Genomic DNA, 24,311 nt, shown 5'->3' on the forward strand with positions numbered 1-24,311 from the left:
CAGCTCAAATACTATCCATGATCACTTTAAGCACTAGCATATCTTTAATCTAAATTGAGTGTAGAATGGTAGCCTATCAAAATTTAAAGGAGAAAAAAATATGTTCAAAAAATTGGAATGTGCAGCGATTTATACTGGAGAAATTCAAAAATCAATAGACTTTTATAAATCATTAGGACTAAAGCAAAATTGGAAAATAGAGAGGGATTTAGATAACGGAAACATATGGACTATGGTAGGTTTGAAGTTCCCAGATGAAAAAAGCTCAGAATTAGTTTTGCAAAATAACCCTGAGATAAAAGAAACAGACATTGAGATATTAGTAGATGATGTTCGTCAAACATATCAAGATTTAAGTCCTAATAGAGATATAAACTGGATAAAAGAACCTTTTTCTACTGAATCTGGTCATGTAGCTGTTATGGAAGCACCAGATAAAAATGTATTTGTTCTAGTAGGTAAATAAAAAAAGAGTGTGGGGATATTATTTGGAAATTAGAATAGCGGATATAACTTATTCATCTAAAATAGCCCATTTTTTTGAAGAAAATTTATGCAGACAAAATGATGCTATATATAGTGAAGAATTTTTTTGTAAGGACGGAGTCTGGGCAGCAATAACCAGAAAGCAGGTATTAATAGCAATGGATGAGCATGAACTAGTGGGGGCGATGAGGTTCTATAGAAGAAAGACAAATGATTGCATATCTCTCTATCAATTTGCGATTAATAAACAACATCGTGGAGACAGGATATTAAATAAAATGCTTCGATTTAGCAATGATGTTCCAGTTAAAGTAAAATGCCCAATTCAATCTTCCTTTAATCGTTATTACAAAAAAACAGGTTGGAGTTTGATAGAAACGGATTCAAAATACAACCATTGGGTGTTTAATCATCCTGTACTAGTCTGAAAGCAAGATTCTCTTTAGATGAGTGATGATCAATCTCTTATTTATATCAAGTGTTGAATCATATTATGATTACGTCCCTAAATGAATTTTAGTAGCTAAAGTGTATTATATGTTACAAAAATTAATGTTAGTTATAAGTAACTATAATAAAATGCTAGAAAATATAAGAAAATGGTAGGAAAAAGAGAAAATAAGCCATAATTAACTAAATTATGGCTTATTTTCGACGAATTTCAAAATGTTAATATCCACTAACAAATGTTAAAATAAAGGAATCCCGGGATGAAGCAAATGAATTCAATTTAAAGTATGGCAACATTAGCAGATTGAATTTTCTGAAAATTTCAAAGATTAAAAATTAAATATAGGGGTTGATGAGTTGAAAAAGATTAGTATTCTTGTATTAAGCTTAATTTTAAGCAGTGTAATATTGATTAGTCCTAAAAACCTATCTATCGCTAGTTCTCAAAATGAAGGAGAATTTTCTTTATTAACTTATAATGTAGCTGGATTACCTGCGTTTATTTCTTCATCTAGTCCAGCGTTTAATACACGTCAAATCAGTCCCAAATTAAATGATTATGACATCGTACTTGTCCAAGAAGATTTTTATTATCATAGAGATTTAATAAGTCAGTCTCGACACTCATATAGATCCCCAGCAAAGTATGACTTACCTGAACTTGCACCTTTGACTATTATAGACTTTTCAAATCCTCCAGATGCATATGGAGATGGATTAAATCGTTTATCAAAATATCCATTTGAATATTTTACTCGGACTGCATGGAATGATTGTCATGGTGTTTTGAATAGTGGAAGTGATTGTTTAACACAGAAAGGGTTTACTTTTGCAGAACATGAAATAAGTCCAGGTGTAAAAATTGATATTTATAACCTACATGCTGATGCTAATAATGATAAAAATACAGGTTCTAATCCTGATAGAGATGCTAGGGAGAAACAGTTTGAACAAATTTTATCCATAATCGATGATTGGTCCGATGGAAGAGCAGTCATTGTAACAGGAGACTTTAACAGTAGATTCAGTGCTGATGGAGAAGTAAACCAATTTATAGATGCGGGTTTTTCTGATGCATGGGTCGAACTTAAGAATAATGGGAATGTACCTGAAGTTGGCGATAATCACGATCGAATTGATAAAATTCTTTATCGCAGTGGAACTAATATTCAATTAGACGTAAGTGATTATGAGGTTGTACAAGACTTTACTAACAGTTCTGGAGATCAATTGTCTGATCATCGACCGGTTTCAGCTATCATTCACTATAAGAAATCAAATATTCCTTTGATCGGAAATTTTAATACTTATCACACAAATACTGCAAGAACAACTGAATTAATACATGGCGAAAAAGTGTGGAAGATCGTAACTGAAGGTTCAAGAGATTATAGACAAAATGTAAACTTTAAAGTATTAGGTGATCCTGAAAATAAAGTTTATACGTTTAGTGTCTGGCTCAGGGCGGATGAAGAACATACCGTCACTTTGAGATTAAGAAATAAAGAAAAAACAGAAGGAGGACAACAAAGTTTTACTGTTTCAACAGAATGGAAAAAGTATGAAATTACAGCTCCTTTTGAAATGAGTAGTGAATCCCTCTCACTATATCTTTATCCAGCTGGTTATGATATTGGAAACAATGGGTCTGTATATGCTGCAGGAGTTGAATTATTAAAAAGTAATCAACTTCTGAAATCATCAAATGATTTTTCAGCATTTCATTGGTGGACGAATGCAACAGTAGAAGAAAGGAATGAACCAGCACCTATTGGTAATGATACTACTGTTAATGTTATTTCTCCGATTAATATAAACAATAGTATTTATCAAGAGATAGACATAAATCCAGCAGGAAAAACTTATACATTCGGCATTTGGCTGAAAGCAGATGAGTCTCATAAAGCTAGAATAAAAATACAAAATGAAAATTTTAGTGAATCTGAAGATAGAGTTGTTAATGTAACTACGGAATGGCAATATTTTGAGGTAACAAAGAAATTTACAAACCAAAGTGATAAGTTAACGGTTATACTGTGGCCTGGAGATTACAATGGCAACACGGATACAGTATATGCATGGGGAGCAAGCTTAATTAAAGAATGATAAAAATGTTTATCCCTTGATAAAGCGCTTAATCTAGATTAAAACACTCGATATCATAATTTATATTTAAAATTCTGAATATTATAAAAAATTGATTTGGGAGTTGATCATATGAAGAAGATTAGTATTCTTGTATTATGCTTTATATTAAGTAATGCAATTTTCATAGTATCAAATCTATCTATCGTTAAGGCACAAGATCCATTATTTGAAGGGGAGTTTTCATTTCTCACTTATAACGTAGCTGGTTTGCCAATAGGACTGTCATCCTCTAACCCTGAAATAAATAACAAACTAATTAGTCCTAGATTAAATGATTATGATATCGTACTAGTTCAAGAAGACTTTGGTTACCATAGTGATTTAATAAGTGAGGTCAATCATCCATATCTATCTTTTCCAGATCTGCCTCCAATATATTTAGAGATCCCTTTCGATTTTATTACTGAGGGAAAAGTGGATGTATTAGGGGATGGACTAAATCGAATGTCAAATCTTCCCTTTCATGATTATACCCGTGTAAAATGGAATGATTGCAATGGTCTTACTGGCGATGCTAACGATTGTGCAACAGCAAAAGGTTTCAGTTTTGCTCGACATGAATTATATTCTGGTGTTTATGTTGATATATATAACTTACATGCTGATGCTGGAAGAGATAAAGATTCTGGTTCTAACCCAGATAAAAGTGCTAGAAAGAAAAACTTTGAGCAAATGTTAGCCAAAATTGGTGAATGGTCTGATGGAAATGCAGTTATCGTTTCTGGAGACTTCAATAGTAGATATAGTGCTGATGGGGAAGTAAAGCAATTTATAGAAGCTGGTTTCTCTGATGCATGGGTAGAACTTAAAAATGGTGGGAACGTCCCACAAGTTGGTGATAGTCACGATCGAATTGATAAAATCTTATATCGCAGTGGATCTATGATTACCTTAGATGTAAGTGAATATCAAGTTGAGTCGGATTTTAAAGACAGCGATGGAAATAAGTTATCTGATCATCATCCTGTTTCTGTAAAGTTTAATTATATTAGAACCTTTTTATTAGAAATAGATTCACCAAGCAATGTTGAAGTTTCAAATGATGGCTCATCCTATGATCCATCTTTAGTAAAATATCATATATCTTGGGATCAAGTCCCTAGAGCAGATGGATATCATGTTTATAAAAATGGTGAGTTAATGACTACAACATCAGAATTGTTTACTGAGGATGAAGATAGCGTTGTAGATCAATATGTTGAGTATGCTGTAGTTGCATATAAAGATTATGATCCATTTGTAGCTGAATCAGAACCGTCATCCATTGTATCTAAGATTACAAAAACTGATGGAGTTTATATGGCACGTAAACCCACAGATGAACAAGGTGTCGTATTGTATAGATATGCTAATTATGGGGGAGAGTGGGTGTTGTTACAGGAAGGAGAGTATCCTTGGTTAGACAACTTACCAATTGGTCATTTCGTTAAAAATGAACATACGGGAACATATGCCTTCGGAGATGCTATAGATTCAGATAATCGACTCTCTTCATTAAAGATGAATGGATTTTATAAAGTGACATTATATGAAAATGAGCAATTTGGTGGAGATTCTATTTCATACTATGGAGATGTTGATTATTTCAAAGATGATAACATGAATGATAAAGTGTCTTCCATTAAAGTGGAAAAATTAATTGATGTTGTGAATGAATCTCAACCTACAGTAAATGTAATCACAGCTAATGAAGAACACATTCAATTTGGTATTGACTTTCCTGAAGAATTAGAAATTGATGGTGTGCAAATATATCGTGATGGCAAAAACATTGATTCCTTCTATGGTAGTAGTACAGATTTTAGTAATTTTGAATATACTGACGAGAACATTAGACAATTTGCTTTACATCATTACGAAGTGGAAGTTTCATATCAATTTGATCATGGCAATAATAATTTTACTTACGGTCCAGATCAAGGTACAGAATTTTTTGTGAATGTTGCAATACCTTCAGAAAGTAATCAACTTCTCCATTCACCAAATGATTTTACAGGATCTCGTTGGTGGACTACTACATTAGTAGAAGCAAGTAGTGAATCATCACCTATTGGGAATGATACTGTTAACTTAATTACACCTGAAAAAATAAACAATAGTATTTATCAACAGAAAAATATTAATCCTGAAGGAAAAACATATACGTTTGGGATATGGTTAAAAGCAGATCAGTCTCATAAAGCAAGAATAAAGATACAAAATGCGGGAAATAGTGAATCTGAGAATAAAGTTGTTGATGTAACTACGGACTGGCAATATTTTGAGGTCACTAAGGAATTTACAAACAGTAGTGACAAAGTAACGGTCTTACTATGGCCGGGAGATTACAATGGCACGACGGATTCAGTTTATGCATGGGGAGCAAGTTTAATAGAAGAATAAGTATTTTTTAGTCGAAAAAAACAGAGATAATAATATTATAATCATTAAATAAGCTTATATTATATTTAAGTGAAGAATAGTGAATCCCGCACTATTCTTTTTTTTTGTGATTAAAAGTAAGTTTAAAAATAATCTTTAATTTAATATCAAGTAATGTATAAAAATGACTGTTATTTCTATGAAACTGCTGTTATGATATACCATAATAATCTTACAATAATTAGGAGGGGATCATCGTTTTAATTTCAGCTATAGCACTTGACCTTGACGGAACATTTTTAAATTCTAAAAAAGAAGTAACGAAACGAAATATGGATGCAGTATTAAAATGTACAGAAGTTGGCATCAAAATAATTATTGCTACGGCTAGACCTCCTCGTTCGGTTAAAGAGTTTATACCTTCAGAATTAATGAAACACTGTTCATTTGTGTTTTATAATGGGGCGTATATCGTTGATTATGATCATAACTATGAAGAACATGTATTCATACCACAAATTCTATCAGCAGAAATCGTTGATTATTGTCTGTCAAATATACCTGAATGTCATTTAAGTATAGAAGTAAAAGATACATGGTATTCAAACAAAGGAATTTCTGAAGTCAATGCCGCATTTTTTAATATCGATACAAAACCAGTCGTAATAAGTATAGAAGAGTTAAAACAATTAGAGGCTACAAAAATACTACTGACAGGATATAAACAGATAGAAGAATTAAAACGGCACTTTGGTAAAAAAGTAAATATCATTGTTACGGATGAAGGTGCATTAGTTCAAATCATGTATAAAAAGGTTTCGAAAGCCTCAGGGATTGCTAACTTATGTTCTCGTTATAGCATTGATCTATCAGATGTTATGGTATTCGGTGATGATACGAATGATATAGATATGTTTAAAACTTGTGGACATAGAGTGGCAATGATGAATGCTATTGACGAACTAAAGGAAATATCTGATGAGGTGACTGCTTCTAATGATCAAGATGGAGTGGGGGTAGTGCTTGAAAGAGTGGTAGATTTGAAGAATAAAATATATTACTAATTCGTATAAATGGTTGTGGGAGATTTTTTAGATTTTGGACAGAATAGATGGGGATGAAGAGAATACTAGTACATAATAACTATGACAAAGCAACAGGAACTGAACAAAATTTATAAAGTTAACAGGAGGAAATGATATGAATCAAATTAAAATTACGCAAGCAACTATTCATGATCTTGAGGATGTTGCACAGCTTTTTGATCAATACAGAATTTTCTATGAACAGAAATCAGATTTGGAAGGTGCTAAACAGTTTTTATATGAAAGATTTGAACATCAAGAGTCTGTAATCTTTTTAGCAAGAGAGCAAGAGGAAGGGGCTCCAGCTGGTTTTACTCAGCTCTATCCTATTTTTTCATCCGTTTCAATGGAAAGAGTTTGGTTATTAAATGATTTATATGTAAATGAGAAATTTAGAGGTAGGGGAATAGCCCAGGGTTTGTTAGAGTCAGCAAAATCCTTTGCTCAGAAAACCAATGCCAAGGGAATTGAATTAGCTACAGCAAAGGATAACTATTCCGCTCAAAGAATTTATGAAGCTTTGGGTTATGAAAAAGATGACTTTTTCCATTACTTTTTGTCTATATCTTCATGAATACCTTAAACTATACAGACTGAAATCGGTGAATTAAGCTTGCTATCATTGATAGAACCACAATAAAATCAAAGTGACTTTATATCCAATAGGGTGAAAGGCACTTTGATTTTTTTAAAAATAAAATTATTAGTGCAAAACTATTTATTTTGATTGGCTTTCCAGATAGCAAATTCTTCACGGACTTGTTCCATTTTAGTTGCATCAACAAACAGATCATAAGCAGTCATCGCCATTGCTTTTGCCGCTTGATTCAAACCGATCATACCGCCTTCAGACTTGGATTCTTTTTCAAACTCAATGGTATGAGCTACTGCCTCACCTATTTTAATATAAGGTTGAATCGTAGGGACTAACTGACTAACATTACCTATATCAGACGATCCGAGACCACCCATTTTGGGAGGGGCGCTTACTTCAATGTCCATCAATTCTAAATTGTTTTTAAAAAAATTAGCTAAGTTAACGTTGTTATTCCGTTCGGCAAGAGTAAGTCCTTCTTCAATTTCGATAGTTGCTCCGACGGCAGAAGTCGCATTTTTGACTCCTTGATATACTTTCTTTTTTACATCTTCTAATGTTTTTAAGGTAGCAGCACGAATATAAAATTGGGCCTCGCAATAATCTGGAACAATATTAGGGACTTCCCCCCCTTTAGTGATAACACCATGAATCCTTACATCATCTGTAAAAAACTGTCGCAAACTATTGATTACATTAAAACTATTAATAACCGCATCTAATGCACTGATTCCTTTCTCAGGTGCTGCAGCCGCATGGGATGCTTTTCCATAATATTTAAATGTAACAGCCAATCTTGCAAGCGCTCCTCGCAACGCCAATGTATTATTTTTAGGGTGGCACATCATAACAGCATCTACATCGTCGAATACGCCTTGATCACACATATAGATCTTTCCCCCCCCTCCTTCTTCAGCTGGAGTACCAATCACTTTGATTGTTCCAGGAAGGTTGGGGCATGCGTGTTTCAATGCAAGTGCAGCACCTACAGCAGAAGTTCCAATAATATTATGTCCACAAGCATGTCCGAGCTTTGGCAATGCATCGTATTCAGCTATTATGCCAATTGTAGGACCTTCAGGATTGCTTTCATAAGTAGCTACAAAAGCTGTTTCTAAATTTTCCAAGCCTCTTTCTACGATAAATCCTTCTTTTTCCAGTGGTGCAGTAAGCCATTGAACAGCTTTGTGCTCGTTGAAACCTAACTCCGGGTTTGCATGAATCGTTAGTGAAATGTCCCGTAATTGTGAGTCCAATTTGTCAACAATATTTTGTATTTCTTGTTTTTCTTCCTTTGATTTTGCAACTTCTTGGCTGTTCGTTAACATACAATCACCTACTTTTCGAAAATTCTGAATTATCTAAAAAAATTGTACTACTTTGTATAATGATATGCAATGTTCTTTTGGTAAAATGATAGAATGTATTTCATGTTCAATTCTTTAAAAGTTGGCTTAGTTTCAATTGAGAATTGATCGAATCTTTACATTTGTTCTATCATATAAAGGACACCTCTTCTGTATAGTAGTAAATTTATGTTGACAAGTAATAAGTCTGAATTTAGCTCTATACATGTGGAGTTAATAGTGAATAAAAATATCAATTTCATATTAAAGGAGAATCTTAGAGAAGATGGCGGAGAATACAACCCAATTTATTTATGTGCTAAAGTTAATACCAAGATTACTTGATGAAACCAAATGGACTGATATTGAAAATGATATTGTAGGAAGACATTTTAAAGCTTTACAACAGTTGCAAAAAGAAGGGCAGCTCATTTTAGCAGGCCGAACACAAAATATGGATGAAACCACTTTTGGGATCGTTATTTTCAAAGCAGAAAATAAGAAGGAAGCTAATCATATTATGGAAAATGATCCAGCTGTAAAAGAGGGGATTATGACTGCTAATTTATATCCGTATCAAGTGGCTTTAATTTCTGAAGCAAATATTTGAATTGAGTACTTTTGTAAATAAATAATTTAATTTATTCAGGGGGTGATTAAATATTACATCTAATATAAAATTAGTCGCATTTGACTTGGATGGAACTTTGCTACGAGGGAATTCGGTATGTGAGGTTATAGCCGAACAAATGGGACATTTAGATCGTATGAGTGAATTTGAAACCTATCGCGATGTTGAAGAGATTGTTAGAGCGCGTGAAGAACTAGTGAAGTATTACCAAGATGAAACACAAGAAAATATAGTAAATATGTTAGAAAAGGTTTGTTTGGCACCTGGATTAAAAGAGGGAGTTAAATTACTTCAAGAAAATAATATCAATATTGCGATTATTTCCATTACTTTTGAGATTGCTGTAAAATGGTTTGCTGAGAAACTAGGCATACAATATTACGTAGGTACATCGTATAATACAAAGGGTGAAATAAAGCACTTTTGGCCAGAGGATAAAGCGGACTGGTTGCAAGAATTGGCACATCAGTTGGAGATATCAGCAGATAAAATAGCAGCGGTCGGTGATTCATGGGGAGATGTTCCTATGTTAAATGAAGCCAAATACTCATATTTCGTTGGAGAAAATGTACCAAAATCATTAGATCAAGTCATTCATTTTCCTAAAGGCAGTATATTGGAAATTTCTCAACATATTATAAAAACTTGATTTCTAACTTTTCATAAAACTTCGTTCATATAATACTGTTATTTTAACCTCCCATTGCATATAAGTTAAGTAGTTGAAAATGCCATGAGTGAAAGGGGTTAGGTATAATGAGTGTAGTTTGGGGAGTTGACTCAAGTGCAAAAGTGACTAAGGATTTATATGATTGTGTGTTAAAAAACTTTGGAAAACCAGACTATTGGGGAAGATATTTAACCACCATCCCAAACGTGTCTGATGGACTATCTAAGCAGGAAGTACAATTATTACATAATAGCGAAACCAAGGTATTACCTATCTATAATAATTTTAGAGAAGCAGTTGGATATGATAAAGGCAGAGTTGTGGCTCAAAACTCGATTTATAACGCTAACTTATTAGGTATTCCTAAAGGGACAATTGTTTTTGCAAATGTTGAAAAATTCTTTAAGGTTGATGAAGCTTGGATAAGGGGATTTGTAGATCGAATGTACACAAGTGATTACAAACCAGGTATTTATCATGATCCTGTGAATGGAGATTTTGGAGCTGCCTATTGCACAGCTGTCTCGAATGATATTCGGGTTGCTGATCAGTTAGTACTATGGAGTGCAGAACCAGAACCAGGAACTACTAGAAGACGAAATGCCCCATCATACAAACCTACAAAACCTCCTTGTAAGGCTAATGTCTGGGGTTGGCAATACGGACGTGATTCAGCAACATGTCCTATTGATACTAATCTTATTGATAGTAGATTGTATGATATGCTTTGGTAATCCTTAAGAAAAGTGGTTGCCTTCATCTACCAATTGGTGTACAATATTCTGAAATTTATATAAATAAACCTGACCTGTTTTTATATAAGGTTGGGTTTATTCCTTCTTTGAAAGACATCATGTTCACAATGGTATAAGGATGGTGCAAAAATGATCAAACCAAAAAGATTAAAATATGGTTCAAAAATAGCAGTAATATCACCTTCAAATGGCTTGCCATTCTTGTTCCCAGGCAATTATGAATTAGGCTTGCAAATGCTTCGAGAAGTGTTGGGCTTTGAGGTTATCGAAATGCCAACGGCAAGAATGGCTCCGGCTGATCTATACAAGAATCCGCAAATGAGAGCAGATGATATTAATCAGTGTTTCTTAGATGATAGTATAGATGGGATTATCACCTCTATTGGCGGCTATGAATCAGTGAGGATTTTACCTTATCTAAATGTGGAAAATATACTTAAAAATCCAAAAATGATTATGGGGACTTCAGATCCAACAACGTTTTTATCTTACCTTAACTATTTAGGACTTGTAACTTTTTATGGTCCAACTGTAATGGCTGGATTTGCACAAACTAAACATCTCCCAGAAGAATATGTACGACATTTAAAATATGTTTTCTTTGAACACCAATTTCCTTATCGATATGAACCATTTCCAAGGTGGACAAATGGATATAAAGATTGGAGTATTAAAGAAACATTAGGAGAATGCACAGAGTTTTATGAAAATGAAAATGGGTGGACTTTCTTACAAGGAGATTCCATTTCTGAAGGACAACTGTGGGGCGGTTGCATTGAAGTTCTAGAATTTATAAAATCAACAAAGTATTGGCCTGATGAGTATTTTTGGAAGGATAAAGTCTTATTTTTTGAAACATCTGAAGAAAAACCTTCACCTAGTCAGGTTGGATATATGCTTAGGAATTATGGAACACAAGGGATTTTTGATCAAATAAATGGGGTTGTTTTTGGAAGAGCGAAAGATTATACCCCACATGAAAAAGAAGAGCTCAATGAAACTGTCCTTCGAATTATAAAAGACGAATTTGGAGTAAAACATATTCCCATTGTAGTTGATATGGATTTTGGTCATACCGATCCAAAGCTTATTTTACCGTTGGGATGTAGGATTCAATTGAATCCTAAAACTAAAGAAATTGTTTTAATGGAGAATCCTTTTGAGAGTAGTGAATAGTTTTTTTGATCTCATATAAAAATGATAGTAGTCCTATATTAAATCGAGCCTAATAAATCTTAAAGGGAATAACAAGCAGAATTTGTTACGCCGTTCCTCTTACAACTAAACCAGGTTCGATTTGAATAGGGCTTAATTTTTTATTATTCATAATATCCATTAACATCTGTGCAGCTAGCTTCCCTATTTTCTCATGATCTTGTAAAACTGTAGTAAGAGGGGGGGATAGGTATTTTCCAGCATCAATATCATCACAGCCAATAATAGCAATATCTTCAGGTATGTTGACATGTTGTTCTTTTAGTGCGTTCATAGCACCAATGGCAAAAATATCATGCCATGCAAAAATGGCTCTAGGTAGCTGATTGCTTTGAAGCATTTGTTTCATCACTTCATATCCACTCTCAGATTCAAAGTTTTCCCCATGAACAAACCATTGTTTATGAATTTTTAAACCGTAATTAGATAATGCTTTCTTAAACCCCTCTTCTCTTAATTTAGCAACCTGCCACTTTTTATTTATCCCAATATATCCGATATCTTTATACCCATGTAGATAGAAATGTTCTACTGCTTTTTTTGCGATTTGGTCGTTATCGGTCATAATGTAGCTCGATTTATCTCCACTTAATTCAACATCAATCCCTACGCATGGAACATCGCTAGTATCTAGATCAATAATAGAATTCCCCATTCCTTTTTCTGCAAGAATTAAACAGCCATCTACTTGATATTCTCGACAGGATAATAAATAGTTTTTTGTTTTTTCATTGGATTGAAGTTGATTTGAAAAAAATACAAAATCGAATCCTTCTTTATATATTACATCTTTAAATACATCGATGACCTTTGAAAAATAAGGATGGTTAAACGGAATATCTTTTCCTAAAATAATACCTATACATTTTGTGCTGGAATTGTTTTGATTTCGGTAATGCACCTTATAACCAAGCTCAGCCATGATTGTATTAACTTTTTGTCTGGTATCCTGTGATACACCTGAATAATGATGAATCACTTTTGAAACGGTTGAGATGGAAACACCAGCTTTTTCAGCGATCTCTTTTATCTTAATTTTAATAATATTCACCCTATTTTTTCTTTTTATTTTACCATAAAAAAATTTTCGGTATGTATTAATGCAGATGATTTTTATTTAGAGGAGGGCACTTATACGATTAGGTTATATGCAACTTCTTTAACATAGTATGGTTTCAAATTCATAGATTTTCGTCTTGCTAATATTTGTATAGCGTGATAGTATTCATCTAATGATTGTGAAAAATTAAATATATTTCCTTCGGGGGCGGGTGAAATTCCCAACCGGCGGTGATACTTTTTTGGAACTATCAAAAAAGTTTAGTCCGTGACCCGTGTTATTTCTTTAACAAATAACCGGTGGATCTGGTGAAACTCCAGAGCCGACAGTATAGTCTGGATGGGAGAAGGAAAGTGACAAGGAATGAATTTATGAAATTTGTGAGTAGACACGTCTATATATAAAACGTGCTATCATTTTTTAACAAAGTTTATAAGTTTATTTGTGTCCACTTTTATATTTTACTGGAGGCTGGGACATAAGTTGAAATCTAGCTGGTTTTTGTACAATAAGCATAATTAAAACCGCATGAAATCAAGGTTTATAAATTTGATTTCATGCGGTTTATTCATTTTTGCTGGGTTTTGTCCCAGCCTCTTTATTTTGTATATTTTATAGAAGGAGAGATGACAAGTGCAAAATATATATGATAATGAAACTTTTTTTGAATCCTATTTAAGTCTTAGGGAAAATAATGAAGGACTGAATGATGTTTTAGAAATTCCTGCTTTTAGATCATTATTACCTGATTTACAAGATAAAGTGATACTAGATATCGGATGTGGATTTGGTGAATCCAGCAAATGGTATGCTGAGAATGGTGCCAAAAAAGTAGTAGGTATAGATATTTCCCAGAAAATGATCCATAAGGCAAAGGAAATCAATGCTGATAAAAAAATAGAATACTATAACTTGCCTATGGAAGAAATAGAGTTTGGTGAAAATGAATTTGATCTTGTTGTCAGCTCCTTATCCTTTCATTACGTTGAGGACTTCTGTTCATTAATTAAAAAAATCAGTAATGTATTAAAACCTAATGGTTTATGTATATTTTCACAAGAGCATCCTGTTGTCACGGCTAAGAAAATAAACAATGGTTGGGCAAAAAGTGAAACAGGTGCAAAAACACACTGGATTTTGGACAATTATCAAGAAGAGACCATGAGAAAACAAACTTGGTTTGTTGATGGTGTCATTAAATACCACCGTACAATAGCTACCATTGTAAACACATTGATAGAAAATCATTTAAACATTCAAAAGATTTTAGAACCTATATCAACTAGTGATGCAGAAATCATAAATCCAGAATTAAAGGAAGAAAGAAGAAGGCCTCCTTTTATCATTCTGAAAGCAATGAGCGTAAAATAAATGAGTCATTTACTAGATTATTGGTTTTTATTAGTACTAGTAGCTGCTTTCTCACACGCTGTATGGAATTTGTTACTGAAAAATAGTGAACAAAAAGAAATTTTTTATGGTCATTAAGGGTATGGTCTTTTATCATTTTTTTACCTATTAGTATTTATTTTTGGCCAGAGCAACCTGTATCTATCATAAATTGGTTATTGTGGGGTATAGGGAGTGCGATTCTCCATAGTATTTATGCTCTTATTCTAACTAAAGCATATGAAAAAAATGATTTTACTTTAGTTTATCCTATAGCACGTGGGACAGGACCTTTAATAGTTGTTATAGTAGGGATATTTATTTTAAAAGAAGAAGTGGGTTCCATTACTTTACTAGGTGTTAGCATTATTATGATAGGTATCTATGTATTATATTCTGGGTTCAATTTAAGATTAGGTTTGCAAACTTTTAAAATGGTTCTTCATAGTCCATGGCCTATACTTGTTGGATTTACAATTGCTAGCTATACTATTTTTGACAAGATGGCTGTTGCTTTCGTACCTCCCATTATATTGAATTTAATAGATAACTTAGGACAAATCATTATACTTGGTAATAAGGTGAAGAAGAAAGGACAAATGGCAGTATTTAAGCAGTGGAAAAAAAATTGGTTTAAAATGGCGGTAGGAGGAGCCTTATCTGGTTTAGCTTACATACTAGTATTAATTGTTTTAACAGAAGTACCCGTTAGTAATGTATCACCTTTAAGAGAAACAAGTATCGTAATGGGTTCAATATTAGGATTTTTGTTTTTAAAAGAAAACTTTGGTCTGAGTAAAATCATGGGTTCGATCATCATTTTTGCTGGAGTTGTTCTCATTGTGTGGTAAAATAATGGAGTGTTTTTCAACATGCAACGAAGGGGGAACTGAAAAAAGTATGGATATGACTTTGTTATTATCATTTATAGGTGTAGCCGTTTTACTTACATTAATGCCAGGTCCTGATATTTTATTTGTGATTGCGCAAAGTATATCGCAAGATCGAAAGGCTGGAATTATCATTACTGTGGGATTGTGTACAGGGTTAATGATTCATGTGTCAGCTGCTGCAATCGGTATTTCTACACTAATATATCAATCAGCGGTTGCTTTTACGATTGTGAAGTATGCGGGAGCGGCTTATTTGATATATTTAGCTTGGCAAGCATTTAAAGAAAAAGATGCAGGTTTTATGATCGATAATCAACAAACACAGCAATATAAGTCCCTATATAAAAAAGGGGTTATTATGAATATATTAAACCCTAAAGTCTCCTTGTTTTTTATTGCCCTTTTACCTCAATTTGTTGATAGTAGAGTTGGGAATGTAACTGTACAGATGTTTATTTTAGGTATTATTTTTATTATTCAAGCATTTGTGATTATGGCATTGGTTAGTTTTCTTTCTAACAAGGTTCGAATCTTTTTGATGAACAACCCCTTTTTAGGCAAGAGAATAAATCAAGTAAAAGGGACATTACTAGGATTAATAGGGTTACAGATTGCCATCAGTGACAAGTAAAAACAATTAAAATTAGTTCTTTCACAAACAGGCGCTTTCTCAAAAAGAGAAGCGCTTTTCTATATGATATGGGACATAATGTTGAAGAGTCGGAAGGTTTTAAAACAAGTAAGCGCAACAGCTTCATTCTATGGATATGGAAGCAAACTAACTTTTAATTTTGTCATTTACTTTTGAACTCAAGGGTTAACCTTACTAATTTATTTTCTTCTATATCAATATAAGCATTACCTATATAAAGATGCGTCATCAGAATCCACCCGATATTTGATTTCTCTCCTAAATCAACTCCATTGTAAAGGTATACTTGATTAAAGGTAAAACGATATAACTTTATTTCTTGACCCATTTCTAGTTTATTTAATAAAATAGCTTTACTTCCACTGTATTTTGGGATTTCATGTTTTAAATTCTCACTTAATCTAATGTCTAATGGATTGATAACAATATATTGAGTGCTAAGGACATTCAAGTTTGAATTAGGAAAATATGGGTTTAGATGTTCTTCTAACATACGATTTGGTTTGATTTCTAAAAAATAGATTAAGGAAGTTATAAATAAAGAAAGTAAAAGTATTACAGATATAATATGATTAATAAAAGTTTTTTTCATAATTAACCTTCTTTGTATAATGGTTGATAAATACATACTACAAGCAATACACTATTAAATCTATCATATACTAAATGTTGTTTTAAACTTGAAATAGTAGATATTGTGATTTTAAAAGAAAGATTGATCAAAACTCATGAATTAGAACGAGATTCATTTGTTTTTTAACTCTTATATTTTACAATAGGGCCAGATTGTTTAATATCTAGTTAAAGGTATTATGTTAAAATTAGGATATGGATTGATGAAATGAACTTAAACTAAGATAAGCTGTATGGGAGTACTTGTGTTTGTAAAGCGGGAATAAAAGGGAATAACTATGGAATACAAAATAAATTTTGTTTCATAAAGTGAAATGATTAATATCAAAGCGGAGCTAGAACAGGACAAGAGTCTGTTTATTGCTGAGATAAACAGTAACGATGGTATCAAATCTTTACAAGATTATTTAACTACAATGACGGAGGTGTTTAGCTTCCCTATACCATCTAAAGGCCTAGATGGTTATAATGATTGGATGACAGATTTGGATTGGCTTGAAAAAGATGCCTTAACTCTATACATTCTTTTTTCTTTTATCTTCAAAAATAAATATAATTAATAATATTATATGAATGATCACTATAATTAAAAGAGCATAACCATAAATGACATTAATAATTTCCAAATTTAATGCGTCGTAACCTGATTGTATTCCACCATCTTTTTTTGCAAATTCCTTAGCTTTTAAATATTTATAGAATAAAATGAAACCAACACTAAGTAATCCAAAAAAACTGATAATCAAAAATAAGTACTTTTTAGCTAATTTCATTAGTAACTCCCTTCCCTTTCATGTTCAATATAATAAAGTATAATTAATTTTAATTGTATTATCTACCAATTTATTATACTATTACTTTCTTCTGTTTATTAAAATACAAAAAAAACTTGTTATTCCACAATCTGGCGCATTTAAATGCCTAATGGATAAGTAAAAGTATCAAACGGGTGGGTGACTAATAAATGAATGAATTAGAAAGTTTAATACTTTGTGGAAAATTTCAAAAAGCAGAAAAACTATTCTACGAACAAGAAATAGAAGAAGCAGTTGGTAAATTACAAGAAATTGCTTTTGATACTCAAAACATTCTTGTCTATACATTCGTAATTCATTTAATTTTACAAAGAGAAACATCGAAGTTGCATTTAATTGCCTCAGAGTTAATGGCACTACCATTTTGTTTTATAGAAGGAGGTTATTCAACAGCATTTTATCATGCAAAGAAAGCAGTTGAATTATCTCCTCAAGATAGTGGCTTAAAAGAATTTTTACTATTTTTTCATGAGATTCCAGACACGCTTCTTAGTAAGGAAGAGTCTATCGATATTGCAATTGAAGTTGTAAAGGAGATTCCTAATAGCAAACCAGCGTCTAAGGTACTTAAACGGTATAACATAAAGTAATCAATCACCTCAAAGAGATCCTTAGGAGATAAAATATTCCTAAGGAACATAATTTTACGGAGGTTTTATATGGGGGTAAATACATGCGAACTATTTTTAACGTTAAGAGTTATGGTTTTAAGGAAGTTGATATTGGAAATAAATCAATCATTAAAAAATCCAAGGATATTGATCAACTATGTCTAGGAGAAGAGATAGAAATAATTAAAACTCAGTATATTGTTGACTTCGATTCTATGAACCACAATGAAAATTTCGAAGTAATTATTAATTCAGCAGATTACGGTTTAACTCCTGTCATACTACCTTTATCATGTAAAAACTTAGTGTATGTTGGATATAATTCATGTGTTGCCCTCATTGATGTTACAGAAAGAAAAGTTGAAAAAGTAATCACATTAGGATCCACTTTCTATACTATAGTTCATCTAGTTGAAAATAACATATTGTTAATAATTTTTGAACTGGGTTTAGCTGCTATATCAGAAAATGGAGATATGATTTGGGAATTCAACACCGATGTTATTGAAACTTATCAACTTGAGGAATCTAAATTTATAAGACTAAGCTGTATGGATGATTCTAATATAAGAATCTCATTATTAGAAGGAAAGGTGAAATAAATTAATTTAATCCGCAGGTGAACTAACCTCGCTTGTGGTTCTCATTTTTGTAATAAATGGAAGCCCATGAGATTACACAATTATCTGTCCCCAAAGTTACAGTAAGTTCTTAAATAATCTGGCGCTTTTCTTTAATAAGGGAAGTGCCTTCTTTATGAATTGGGCTATATAATTTCTAGTATAATTTAGGGGTATTGAAATTAAAGGACATCATATTTTACATAATAGTAAGTTATAAAGGGGGGAATCAATTGAAGAGATTTTTGTTTGTGATAGTAGGACTGTTTATACTGATGGCTGGTTTTTTAGGACTAAGGTTTGGAAGTGCTTTAACTCAAGAAGGAAACCCAATTCCAATACTAATATCAATTGCCAAACTTGAAACTTCTGGTCATGATTTCGAAATGTTTTCAAGTAATGATAACTCATATAGATATGTTTCAGAGAATAAAAGTAGTGATGTTGTAAAAAAATTTATGAGTGAGAAAGGATGGGAATTTAAAGAACAAATGGGATCAGGACTTGTGTTTGAAAAGGACCAAAAAGTAACAATAGTGGGAACAAGATTGTTTTCGAAACACTACTTCTTGTGGGATGTTCCAATTGAGATTTTCTAATAAAAGAGTACCTTCTTTTATTCCTTTATGCTAATCTTTATCAGCAAAATGGGCTATTCTCTAATAGAGAATAAAAATCATATTGAGGATGACTACTGGATGTGTGGAAGTTTTCGAGTTTCATTGTTCAGCAATCTGGTGATTTTCTCAAATAAGAGAAGCGCCTTTCTTTATGAATGGGGCCATATTGTTGAATAACGAAGTTGATAAAATATGTTAGAATTAGGAAGAGTTTGTGAATGAATATATACTTAAATGAATTAAAGGGTAGATAAATTTGATAAGGCAGTAGATTATATGAAACAAAGGAAACTATTTAAAAGACCATAGAAGGATGCCATTAAAATATTCTATCGTCTTTAGAAGCTATTACCAATGTAAATTATGATTATAATAGAAAAAATATTTCTTACAATACAATTGCACTTTTGTGTGTAATAGAGAGAGTTTATAGAGAAAATGTTTTTAAAAAGTCTATCTGAGTAGAGGTGAAGGTTAGTTGAAAGTAGCAAACTTAGACTTAGAATATAAAATTTGGGGTGCCGGGAAGAAAGTGCTACTCATAGAAGTTGGCATAGGCAGTTCTTTTTATAATTGGATTCCCTTTGTAGAGAAGGTAATGCAAGATTTTACTGTTATTATGTATCATAGGGCTGGTTATGGTAGTAGTGAGGTTTCAAAGAATCCCAGAACAACTGAATATATTGCATACGAACTAAATAACTTACTTAAGTCATTAGGTATACAAGATAAAATAATGATAATGGGTCATTCTTTTGGTGGATTATGTGCATTACACTTTGTGAAGTTATTCCCAGACAAAGTTAATGGATTAGTTTTATTGGATTCAACCTCACCAAATTTCAATAGATTATATGACTTAGATATCCCGATAATGAACTCCCTCATATCGATAGACCAATTGATACAAAGTAATTTGGATCATTCAAACAAAACAAAAGAAGAACTTAAGGAGCATTACTGTGTAATGATTGAGGAATCTTACAACAGGATTTCCGAATATGAAGCGAATAAGTTTGAAGCATTTATATCAAGCCCTAAACTATTTCAAACTGTCTCTGAAGAATTACGTCACTGGGAGTTGAGTAGTGAGAAGATTAAAAGGCTTAGCAAGTTTCCTAATATTCCACTAACAGTAATAGCAAGAGACATAGAGACATCAGTTAATGCCTTTATTAAATATAATATTCCGGAAGAAGAGGCAAGAGAATATGAAAGAGTCTGGCGTGAACTACAAATAGAATTAGCTAAATTATCTAATCAGGGTGGAATTATTATTGCAGACCGTAGTGATCATGAAATTCATATTGATAGACCTGAGATTGTCATTCAGAGCTTAACTAGTTTTTTATAGTTTCCTTGGGCAATAATAGAAGAAGACGTATAAAGCTGTTTTCGTTAAGTTTGTTACTCAGAGAAAAGGATTTAAAAGGATTTAAAAAAAATTATATCACTATATAGAAAGAATATAACAATGGGCGGATTTTGTTGATAAAGGGGGAATAAAGTTGGCTTTTAATGATACGTTTAGATTTGGGGCTCACGCTATAATATTTAATTCGGAAGGTAATGTTCTCCTATTAAAAAGAACATACGGAAATAAAGGATGGAGCTTACCAGGCTTCTGAATACCCAAGCTGCAATTTTTCACTGTTCTATTCCAAAGGGTGCTGAAATTATCCTTAGCTCCGAACACTCTGATTATAAATGGATGAATTTATCAGAAATAAGTGAAGTCCAACGAATAAGGGCTTTAGATGCTTTGAAATTTCAAGGAGAAGTAGTTAGTCGTGCTATCTAGTAATTCAAAATAATTTAAACTACAATCACAAAAACTAATATGTAATCCTAAGAATGTAAACCAATGTACTTATCTCTATTGTGTTGGTGAATTTATGTTAAACTATCAGATATATTTGTTTTCTGCAGTATTAATTTCTTCGTTGATCAATACTTCAGCACTTAATTCTGTTTAAAACACTTTAAGATTATATAGTCAGGAGTTCATAAAATGAAACGATTTTTAGTTTTATCGTTTGTTTTTCTATTTTTATTGATTTTGGTTTATGGAGGCATGAAACTATTTCGTGGCTGCAGGGTATGGAGAAACTTATGGGATTTTATGGTCGCAATAAAAATTCCTATCGATTCTAGTATTAATTATATTTCTGTAGGAAATCATCTTGAAGAAGTTGCAGATAAATTATTCGGTTCACAGCCAAGATACGTACAATAAATTAAATTCTTTCACGCGCGCTGTTTGCGCTTTGTTTCGAGTTCTTGCTGAAAGCAAGAAGCCTCATTTGTATAATAGTCTCTTTCAACATTTTGTAGAAGTAGAAGGATAATGAAATTACACTTATAAAAGTAATTTCAACTATCTCACAGAATATATTTTACATAAATAATACATTTGTATGACAAATAAAAAGGTGAAACAAGTTTATTTTTTTTCTTCCTAAATCACAACTTCTTAGTACTATTTTACTAGAGGAGAAATGAGAGCGTTTGCAGAAATGATAGATTGTTAGAAATGTTTTGGAAAACGTCCTTATACATGTTTTTGATACGAGGCTATGGGAGAGCATATTCTAACTATTCTAAATAATTAGGGAGATGATTTAAGGAATGAAAAAACGAGTAACGAAAGTATTTATGAGTTTTATTGCAATGGTGTTATTGTTATCTACTTTTGGTATGGGAGTAACTGCTCAAACAGACAATACCTCACAAATCACGGTTAAGGAATTGCCTGTAGCTGAATTGTTTGGAGATATCGAACTATCTTCAAGCGGGCCTACGACAGTCATTGTAGAACTGGAAGCTGAGTCGATTGTAGAGGCAAAGCAAAAAGGAAAAAATCAATCGAAAGACTATTTAAAGGCTGAAAGACAAAAAGTGATAAATGCACTTGAACAAGCAGTGGAGCAGGCGGATGTAAACCGCGAATATGACTATGTCTTCTCTGGTTTTTCAGTAGAATTAGCTGGAACCGATATTATGAAACTTGCAACCATTCCTGGTGTTAAAGCAGTTTATCCAAATGTGAACTATACAGCGGGAGTGATTTCAGTGGAAGAGCTTTCTGCTGAATTGTTTAGTCCAGAAATGGTCAAAAGTGCACCTTTCATAGGAGCTAATGATGCTTGGGAAGCTGGATTTACCGGTGAAGGAGTAACGGTCGCTGTCATAGATACAGGGGTTGATTACACTCATCCTGATTTAGTACATGCGTTTGGAGACTACAAAGGATGGGACTTTGTAGATGATGACAATGACCCTCAAGAAGGTCCTACTCAATCTCACGGGACACATGTATCCGGTACGGTAGCTGCTAACGGAGTGATTAAAGGAGTGGCTCCGGATGCATCACTTCTAGGCTATCGTGTATTAGGACCAGATGGGGGAACAACAGAGGATGTGGTTGCTGGGATTGAGAGAGCGGTTCAAGATGGGGCAGACGTGATGAACTTATCTCTAGGTAACCCGTTGAATAGCCCGGACTGGGCTACATCGATTGCTTTAGATTGGGCAATGGCGGAAGGAGTCGTAGCCGTTACATCTAATGGGAACTCAGGACCAGACAACTGGACTGTTGGATCTCCAGGAACTTCTCGTGAAGCCATCTCCGTTGGAGCGACGCAATTGCCGTTTGATAATTATGATGTTGATGTTACAACAACTGGTGGCGTAGAGTATGAAAGTGATAAGGTAATGGGTTATGAAAAAGTTGAAGATATAGAGGTATTAGACGGTAATGAATATGAGTTCGTGTATGCTGGTTTAGGAAGCGCTGAAGAGTTTGCGGAAGTTGATGTAGAAGGAAAAATCGCTTTAATTAGCCGCGGGGCCTATGCCTTTGTAGACAAAGCCGCTAACGCTAAAGCTGCAGGTGCGATTGGAGCCATTATTTTCAACCATTCGCCAGGTGAAATTCCTTTTGTTATTCCAGGCATGGATGTACCAACAGTGAAAATCACTGATGTAGAAGGTCAAATAATGCTTGCAGAATTAGAGGCAGGGAACAACACGGTTACATTGGATTTTGAATATGTATCGACATCACCTGAAGTGATTGCGGATTTCTCATCTCGTGGTCCAGTAGCACTTTCATGGATGATCAAGCCGGATGTTTCGGCTCCTGGTGTTGATATTGTAAGTACGTACCCTGGAAATGGTTACGCTTCCTCACAGGGAACTAGTATGTCTTCACCACATGTAGCGGGTGCTGCAGCGTTATTATTACAGAAAAACCCTCATTGGGATACAGAAGATGTTAAAGCGGCGTTAATGAATACGGCTGAAAATCTTGTGGATCCAGCAAGTGGTGAAGATTTTGCTCACAATACCCAAGGCGCTGGTAGTATTCGTGTGGTCGATGCATTAAATGCCATGACACTGGTTTCTCCTGGTAGTCATTCCTTTGGGAAATTTATAAAAGATAATGGGAAACAAGTAGAAAAACAATTCTTTGAAATTCAAAATCTTTCAGATGAAAGAAAAACATACAGCTTTGATGTAGAATTCGATGAAAATCCTGAGGGCATTAAAGTAATGCTTAGTAATAACCTGAAAGTACAACCAGGTTCAACACAAGCAGTGAATTTTGAAGTACAGGTAGATACCTCAAAATTAGCACTAGGGTACTATGAGGGAACCATTGAAATTAGTGATGGGGAACAAGTCTTTGACCTTCCAACCATATTGTTTGTTGGAGAGCCAGATTACCCTCGTGTATCAGGTGTATCATTGGAAAAGGTATCAGATGATCTGTACACCTTGGCCTCTTACTTGCCGGGTGGCGCTGAGGTGCTGCAGTATGACTTGTATGCATTCGATGCAAGTACTGGTACTATTGGTGGATTCATCGATACGTTAGGAGCTTTTGAAAATGTACCAGCTCCACTTCATGAATTGTCATGGGACGGTACGGTACAAGGTGGCATCCCACTTCCTAACGGAGATTGGGTATTAGCGGTTTATGTAGAATCAAATGGTGTTACAGAATATAGTGCGTTCTTGGTAACAAAAGAATAATCTAAGTTATTTTCACACACTAGTGGGAGACCGGACAGAGATTTTGTCCCATCTCCCTTTTTTATTTGTTTTGTAAATGGGAAATCATTGAAATCGATTATTTAACTTAAATATTCAGAAAATAAACCAATGAAATAGGACGATCCTTTAAATTTTTATCAATTATAACAAAATGGCGCATTTCTTTAACAAGAAAAGCGTCTTTTTTTGCAAGAAAATCAAATGATTTAAAATTAAAT

Annotated in this window: 23 protein-coding genes and 1 riboswitch; of the genes, 19 read left to right on the forward strand and 4 right to left on the reverse strand. The window is 33.2% G+C overall.

Annotated elements, in window-relative coordinates:
• Window positions 1-100: 100 nt before the first annotated feature.
• The 6 genes from Q5Y73_RS02150 to Q5Y73_RS02175 all read left to right on the forward strand — a co-directional run bounded on the left by Q5Y73_RS02150 (window position 101) and on the right by Q5Y73_RS02175 (window position 7,104).
• Window positions 101-466, forward strand: coding sequence for a VOC family protein (locus Q5Y73_RS02150; protein WP_305990198.1), 366 nt, complete (start codon window positions 101-103; stop codon window positions 464-466).
• 22 nt (window positions 467-488) lie between these two features.
• Window positions 489-914: an N-acetyltransferase gene (locus tag Q5Y73_RS02155; protein WP_305990199.1), complete on the forward strand. Its 426-nt coding sequence runs from the start codon at window positions 489-491 to the stop codon at window positions 912-914.
• Window positions 915-1,293: 379 nt separating this feature from the next.
• Window positions 1,294-3,042, forward strand: a complete 1,749-nt coding sequence (locus Q5Y73_RS02160; RefSeq protein WP_305990200.1) for a phage head spike fiber domain-containing protein — start codon at window positions 1,294-1,296, stop codon at window positions 3,040-3,042.
• A gap of 111 nt (window positions 3,043-3,153) precedes the next feature.
• Entirely contained in the window at window positions 3,154-5,466 is a 2,313-nt protein-coding gene (locus Q5Y73_RS02165; RefSeq protein ID WP_305990201.1) for a phage head spike fiber domain-containing protein, read from the forward strand.
• A 251-nt stretch (window positions 5,467-5,717) separates the two neighbouring features.
• Complete coding sequence (locus Q5Y73_RS02170) at window positions 5,718-6,509, forward strand: HAD family hydrolase (RefSeq protein WP_305990846.1); 792 nt, start codon at window positions 5,718-5,720, stop codon at window positions 6,507-6,509.
• Window positions 6,510-6,621: 112 nt separating this feature from the next.
• On the forward strand, window positions 6,622-7,104 hold the full coding sequence (locus Q5Y73_RS02175; RefSeq protein ID WP_371320157.1) for a GNAT family N-acetyltransferase: 483 nt from the start codon (window positions 6,622-6,624) through the stop codon (window positions 7,102-7,104).
• A 140-nt stretch (window positions 7,105-7,244) separates the two neighbouring features.
• Here the strand turns inward: Q5Y73_RS02175 and Q5Y73_RS02180 are convergent, their stop codons facing one another.
• Window positions 7,245-8,453, reverse strand: a complete 1,209-nt coding sequence (locus Q5Y73_RS02180) for a M20 family metallopeptidase (RefSeq protein ID WP_305990203.1) — start codon at window positions 8,451-8,453, stop codon at window positions 7,245-7,247.
• A 304-nt stretch (window positions 8,454-8,757) separates the two neighbouring features.
• Between Q5Y73_RS02180 and Q5Y73_RS02185 the strand changes: the two genes are divergently transcribed.
• The 4 genes from Q5Y73_RS02185 to Q5Y73_RS02200 all read left to right on the forward strand — a co-directional run bounded on the left by Q5Y73_RS02185 (window position 8,758) and on the right by Q5Y73_RS02200 (window position 11,703).
• Window positions 8,758-9,081: a YciI family protein gene (locus Q5Y73_RS02185; protein ID WP_305990204.1), complete on the forward strand. Its 324-nt coding sequence runs from the start codon at window positions 8,758-8,760 to the stop codon at window positions 9,079-9,081.
• Window positions 9,082-9,145: 64 nt separating this feature from the next.
• On the forward strand, window positions 9,146-9,751 hold the full coding sequence (locus Q5Y73_RS02190; RefSeq protein ID WP_305990847.1) for an HAD family hydrolase: 606 nt from the start codon (window positions 9,146-9,148) through the stop codon (window positions 9,749-9,751).
• A 107-nt stretch (window positions 9,752-9,858) separates the two neighbouring features.
• The gene (locus Q5Y73_RS02195) at window positions 9,859-10,506 is read left to right on the forward strand and encodes a glycoside hydrolase family 25 domain-containing protein (protein ID WP_305990205.1); all 648 of its coding nucleotides are present in this window, start codon (window positions 9,859-9,861) and stop codon (window positions 10,504-10,506) included.
• 150 nt (window positions 10,507-10,656) lie between these two features.
• The gene (locus tag Q5Y73_RS02200; RefSeq protein WP_305990206.1) at window positions 10,657-11,703 is read left to right on the forward strand and encodes a S66 family peptidase; all 1,047 of its coding nucleotides are present in this window, start codon (window positions 10,657-10,659) and stop codon (window positions 11,701-11,703) included.
• An 85-nt stretch (window positions 11,704-11,788) separates the two neighbouring features.
• On the opposite strand, the gene Q5Y73_RS02205 is transcribed toward Q5Y73_RS02200, so the two are convergent.
• A complete protein-coding gene (locus Q5Y73_RS02205; RefSeq protein WP_305990207.1) occupies window positions 11,789-12,793 on the reverse strand; it encodes a LacI family DNA-binding transcriptional regulator in 1,005 nt (334 codons plus the stop codon).
• Window positions 12,794-12,995: 202 nt separating this feature from the next.
• Window positions 12,996-13,157: riboswitch (FMN riboswitch) on the forward strand.
• Between the two features lie 278 nt (window positions 13,158-13,435).
• On the opposite strand from Q5Y73_RS02205, the gene Q5Y73_RS02210 reads away from it, so the two are divergent.
• The 3 genes from Q5Y73_RS02210 to Q5Y73_RS02220 all read left to right on the forward strand — a co-directional run bounded on the left by Q5Y73_RS02210 (window position 13,436) and on the right by Q5Y73_RS02220 (window position 15,715).
• Complete coding sequence (locus Q5Y73_RS02210; protein ID WP_305990208.1) at window positions 13,436-14,173, forward strand: class I SAM-dependent methyltransferase; 738 nt, start codon at window positions 13,436-13,438, stop codon at window positions 14,171-14,173.
• A gap of 197 nt (window positions 14,174-14,370) precedes the next feature.
• Window positions 14,371-15,042 carry an EamA family transporter gene (locus Q5Y73_RS02215; RefSeq protein ID WP_305990209.1) on the forward strand — a complete coding sequence of 224 codons (672 nt, stop codon included), beginning with the start codon at window positions 14,371-14,373 and terminating at the stop codon, window positions 15,040-15,042.
• A gap of 49 nt (window positions 15,043-15,091) precedes the next feature.
• Window positions 15,092-15,715 (forward strand): LysE family translocator, encoded by a 624-nt coding sequence (locus Q5Y73_RS02220; protein ID WP_305990210.1) that lies wholly within the window; start codon window positions 15,092-15,094, stop codon window positions 15,713-15,715.
• A 163-nt stretch (window positions 15,716-15,878) separates the two neighbouring features.
• On the opposite strand, the gene Q5Y73_RS02225 is transcribed toward Q5Y73_RS02220, so the two are convergent.
• Together Q5Y73_RS02225 and Q5Y73_RS02230 are read right to left on the reverse strand one after the other, a co-directional pair.
• On the reverse strand, window positions 15,879-16,328 hold the full coding sequence (locus tag Q5Y73_RS02225) for a hypothetical protein (protein WP_305990211.1): 450 nt from the start codon (window positions 16,326-16,328) through the stop codon (window positions 15,879-15,881).
• A 556-nt stretch (window positions 16,329-16,884) separates the two neighbouring features.
• Complete coding sequence (locus tag Q5Y73_RS02230) at window positions 16,885-17,142, reverse strand: hypothetical protein (protein WP_305990212.1); 258 nt, start codon at window positions 17,140-17,142, stop codon at window positions 16,885-16,887.
• A gap of 191 nt (window positions 17,143-17,333) precedes the next feature.
• Between Q5Y73_RS02230 and Q5Y73_RS02235 the strand changes: the two genes are divergently transcribed.
• The 6 genes from Q5Y73_RS02235 to Q5Y73_RS02260 all read left to right on the forward strand — a co-directional run bounded on the left by Q5Y73_RS02235 (window position 17,334) and on the right by Q5Y73_RS02260 (window position 24,072).
• Window positions 17,334-17,774 (forward strand): hypothetical protein, encoded by a 441-nt coding sequence (locus Q5Y73_RS02235; protein ID WP_305990213.1) that lies wholly within the window; start codon window positions 17,334-17,336, stop codon window positions 17,772-17,774.
• 83 nt (window positions 17,775-17,857) lie between these two features.
• Window positions 17,858-18,397, forward strand: coding sequence for a hypothetical protein (locus Q5Y73_RS02240; protein WP_305990214.1), 540 nt, complete (start codon window positions 17,858-17,860; stop codon window positions 18,395-18,397).
• A 251-nt stretch (window positions 18,398-18,648) separates the two neighbouring features.
• A complete protein-coding gene (locus tag Q5Y73_RS02245; RefSeq protein ID WP_305990215.1) occupies window positions 18,649-19,014 on the forward strand; it encodes a hypothetical protein in 366 nt (121 codons plus the stop codon).
• A 499-nt stretch (window positions 19,015-19,513) separates the two neighbouring features.
• Window positions 19,514-20,389: an alpha/beta fold hydrolase gene (locus Q5Y73_RS02250; RefSeq protein ID WP_305990216.1), complete on the forward strand. Its 876-nt coding sequence runs from the start codon at window positions 19,514-19,516 to the stop codon at window positions 20,387-20,389.
• 657 nt (window positions 20,390-21,046) lie between these two features.
• Window positions 21,047-21,271 (forward strand): hypothetical protein, encoded by a 225-nt coding sequence (locus Q5Y73_RS02255; protein ID WP_305990217.1) that lies wholly within the window; start codon window positions 21,047-21,049, stop codon window positions 21,269-21,271.
• A gap of 392 nt (window positions 21,272-21,663) precedes the next feature.
• Entirely contained in the window at window positions 21,664-24,072 is a 2,409-nt protein-coding gene (locus tag Q5Y73_RS02260; RefSeq protein ID WP_305990218.1) for a S8 family serine peptidase, read from the forward strand.
• The last annotated feature ends 239 nt before the right edge of the window (window positions 24,073-24,311 follow it).

The sequence above is a fragment of the Chengkuizengella axinellae genome (assembly GCF_030730905.1).
Classification (GTDB): domain Bacteria; phylum Bacillota; class Bacilli; order Paenibacillales; family KCTC-33759; genus Chengkuizengella; species Chengkuizengella axinellae.

Bases quoted from the DNA above. Each gene is read 5' to 3' on its own strand.
- Q5Y73_RS02200 (WP_305990206.1), top strand. From the start codon at position 10,657: ATGATCAAACCAAAAAGATTAAAATATGGTTCAAAAATAGCAGTAATA.
- Q5Y73_RS02150 (WP_305990198.1), top strand. From the start codon at position 101: ATGTTCAAAAAATTGGAATGTGCAGCGATTTATACTGGAGAAATTCAA.
- Q5Y73_RS02230 (WP_305990212.1), bottom strand. From the start codon at position 17,142: ATGAAATTAGCTAAAAAGTACTTATTTTTGATTATCAGTTTTTTTGGA.
- Q5Y73_RS02225 (WP_305990211.1), bottom strand. From the start codon at position 16,328: ATGAAAAAAACTTTTATTAATCATATTATATCTGTAATACTTTTACTT.
- Q5Y73_RS02255 (WP_305990217.1), top strand. From the start codon at position 21,047: ATGAAACGATTTTTAGTTTTATCGTTTGTTTTTCTATTTTTATTGATT.
- Q5Y73_RS02195 (WP_305990205.1), top strand. From the start codon at position 9,859: ATGAGTGTAGTTTGGGGAGTTGACTCAAGTGCAAAAGTGACTAAGGAT.
- Q5Y73_RS02165 (WP_305990201.1), top strand. From the start codon at position 3,154: ATGAAGAAGATTAGTATTCTTGTATTATGCTTTATATTAAGTAATGCA.
- Q5Y73_RS02220 (WP_305990210.1), top strand. From the start codon at position 15,092: ATGGATATGACTTTGTTATTATCATTTATAGGTGTAGCCGTTTTACTT.
- Q5Y73_RS02240 (WP_305990214.1), top strand. From the start codon at position 17,858: ATGCGAACTATTTTTAACGTTAAGAGTTATGGTTTTAAGGAAGTTGAT.
- Q5Y73_RS02185 (WP_305990204.1), top strand. From the start codon at position 8,758: ATGGCGGAGAATACAACCCAATTTATTTATGTGCTAAAGTTAATACCA.
- Q5Y73_RS02235 (WP_305990213.1), top strand. From the start codon at position 17,334: ATGAATGAATTAGAAAGTTTAATACTTTGTGGAAAATTTCAAAAAGCA.
- Q5Y73_RS02260 (WP_305990218.1), top strand. From the start codon at position 21,664: ATGAAAAAACGAGTAACGAAAGTATTTATGAGTTTTATTGCAATGGTG.
- Q5Y73_RS02180 (WP_305990203.1), bottom strand. From the start codon at position 8,453: ATGTTAACGAACAGCCAAGAAGTTGCAAAATCAAAGGAAGAAAAACAA.